3 protein-coding genes are annotated in these 2,523 nt (G+C 39.9%); all 3 read right to left on the bottom strand.

The features are described 5' to 3' along the window. Window positions 1-193: 193 nt before the first annotated feature. The 3 genes from WKI47_RS20095 to WKI47_RS20090 all read right to left on the bottom strand — a co-directional run bounded on the left by WKI47_RS20095 (window position 194) and on the right by WKI47_RS20090 (window position 2,363). Window positions 194-1,048 carry an IS3 family transposase gene (locus WKI47_RS20095; RefSeq protein WP_340228966.1) on the bottom strand — a complete coding sequence of 285 codons (855 nt, stop codon included), beginning with the start codon at window positions 1,046-1,048 and terminating at the stop codon, window positions 194-196. Then, complete coding sequence (locus WKI47_RS26230) at window positions 988-1,329, bottom strand: helix-turn-helix domain-containing protein (protein ID WP_425355493.1); 342 nt, start codon at window positions 1,327-1,329, stop codon at window positions 988-990. The genes WKI47_RS20095 and WKI47_RS26230 overlap by 61 nt, the downstream gene beginning before the upstream one ends. A 302-nt stretch (window positions 1,330-1,631) precedes the next feature. Continuing rightward, window positions 1,632-2,363 carry an adenosine deaminase gene (locus tag WKI47_RS20090; protein ID WP_340228965.1) on the bottom strand — a complete coding sequence of 244 codons (732 nt, stop codon included), beginning with the start codon at window positions 2,361-2,363 and terminating at the stop codon, window positions 1,632-1,634. Window positions 2,364-2,523 lie beyond the last annotated feature (160 nt).

Here is a 2,523-nt window from a genome sequence, read left to right as displayed (position 1 = left end):
ACACTCGACATGCGTCGAGTCGTGAATACAGGAACGTTAGATGAAGTCATTCCCACCCTGAATAGTCTTTTAATTTTCAAATCATTTTCCCATTAAGTTTAGATATTTAATTTTTCAATGTTGTTTCGGCTAAACCCATTAATTGTATTTTTTAAGTCTAAAAGAAAAGAAAAGCCCACTAAGAAGAATCTGGTCAATCCCCGATTTTATGGACAGTCAAAAAACACCATAAGAAGCGAACTGGCGTCGGTATTCTACCGGCGTCAGTTTTTTTAATTTTCGTTGCGGTCGTTTGGTGTTGTAAAAGCGGATGTACTTCTCGATCCGTCTTTACGCCTTGTCCAAACTTCGGATAGAGCCCTTCCGTTTTGAGATGCGAGAAGAAACTCTCGATGGAGGCATTGTTATAACAATTGCTTCCGCGAGACATACTGATTTGGGCGCCAACCTTGGGCAGCATGTTGTGGTAAAGATGAGACGTGTACGGGGCTCCACGGTCACTGTGAATGACCACGCCCGTCACGTCTTTTCGTTTGCGAAAAGCTTTCTTAAACGTACGCTGCACCAGTTCTTTGTCGGCGGAGAGATAGAGCCATCTTTCCCCAATCCGGTACTGCGTGAGGTCGGTCACCCATTTCTCGTTGGGTTTGTTGGCCTTGAAGTTTTGCTTCAGTATGTTTTCCGCCACGAGCCCAGCGGCGTCCGCTGTATACGTGTAACGAGGCTTTCGACGTACTTGCGATCGGAGACCCAGCGTCTGCATGAGCCGAAGGACTTTCTTATGATTCATCCAGACCCCCTGGTCTTGCCAGAGAAAAAGCTGAAGCTGGCGATAGCCGTAAACGCCGTTGTATTTCTTGTAAACCTTACTCATCAGCCGTTTATCTACGCTGTCTTTGTAGATTTCCTGCCGACTCAACCACGCGTAATAACCGCTTTTGGAGACGCCAAACCACTGGCAAAGCCTTCCGATTTGTCCCTTTTCGTTCACTTGCTGGATGAGCGCATATCGCGCTTTTGTTTTCCCTCCCTCCAGATGGGTAAGCACTTTTTTAACAGTTCATTCTCCCGTTTCAAGGCTTGAAGCTGCCGCCCTGAATCGACGTATTCGTTTCGTTTTTCTCGTTGGTCCAGCAGGCCAAACTCACCCAACTTCCGATACTGCTGCATCCATTTCTTTACACGGTCCGTATCTTGAATATGAAAGTGATCCGTAATCTGACGATACGTCCATTTCTCCTCGATATGCAGCCGAATGGCTTCTTTTTGAGTTCCAACGGATACGTTTTGAACTTCTGTCCTTTTTCTGCCATAAAAAATGCACCCCAAATAGTTATTAGTTTACCCAAGGGGTTTTCTAATGTCTATTTTAAAGGGTGCACTTTACATCCTGTAGCAGGCTTTTTTAGAAATGAATTGGCTTTTCATCACAAAATGTTCTAGACTCGATTTGATAAATAAGCATAGGGCTAAACTGCTAAATTGTAAGAGGTAGTCCCTCTACTTTTAGATACTTTAAAACTTCAAATCCTTTCTTGAAAAAAGTGGAAAGTTGTCAAAGACATGTAGTGATGAGAACTAATAAAGGATTTCTTTTTAGTGAATCTGTAATACTATTAAATAATACTATTTTAGTTCAAAACTATAGGAGCTCCACAACCATAAGGCATACATGTTTTTGATGTCGATACTGTATGAAGGAAAGAAGTATAATCGTGATATTTATAATAATGGTAATCTTTTCTTGTTATATAATGTACCATAAAATCACTTACTTGTTCTGTTTTGGTATAAGTTTTTTCAATCCAGTATGCTCTTGGAGCGCCAACTGATTTATAGTAACCGGCTGCAAGTGTAATTGCTCCTACTACTTTCCCTACAGGACCAGGTATCCACATCGCAAGTGCTCCTGCTATAAGGGCAACTGTAGCATATTGAATTTCAGTCGAATGTTGAGTTGCTCCCTGATATTCAAATCCGTTTGATGCAATTTCAGCTTTGGCTGAAAAACCTAAATCTTCACTAACTGATTCTGAATCCTTATATACATAGTCCACTTCACCAGTTTTCAAGTTTTCATACTCTACTGTATTTTCATCAACTTTTGTGATTTTAAATTCTTGTCCTTCTGCATCTTTAGCAATGTAATAATCATCATACTGAATCAATGTAGAATTATCTGTAAAGGTGATAGAGTCTTCAGTTTGACTTTTTACTAAGCTAGCTAAATCAGTTTGTCCCATTTCAGATATTAGCAAGGAAGAAGTTTCATTTTCTTGGGTTTGAGCTGAAACTGGTAACATAATAGAAGTAGAAATTAAAACTCCAGCAAAGACTGATTTTGTAATTTTAAATTTATTCATTCAATAACACTCCAGTCAACTTATTTTTTTTTGAAAATATCAAAAACATCAAATTTAATAACATGATCAAACAAAAAGGTGATGGTTAGTGCTCCCAGAGGAATCATGGCATAATACCAATAAGGATTATTCGGAGCTTCCCCAGGAGGCGACTGAATTA

Origin of the sequence: Saccharibacillus sacchari (assembly GCF_037722395.1) — a bacterium.
GTDB classification, from domain to species: Bacteria; Bacillota; Bacilli; order Paenibacillales; family Paenibacillaceae; genus Saccharibacillus; species Saccharibacillus sacchari_A.
The sequence above is the reverse complement of the archived record's forward strand: the minus strand, read 5'-3'. Positions and strand labels throughout refer to the sequence as shown.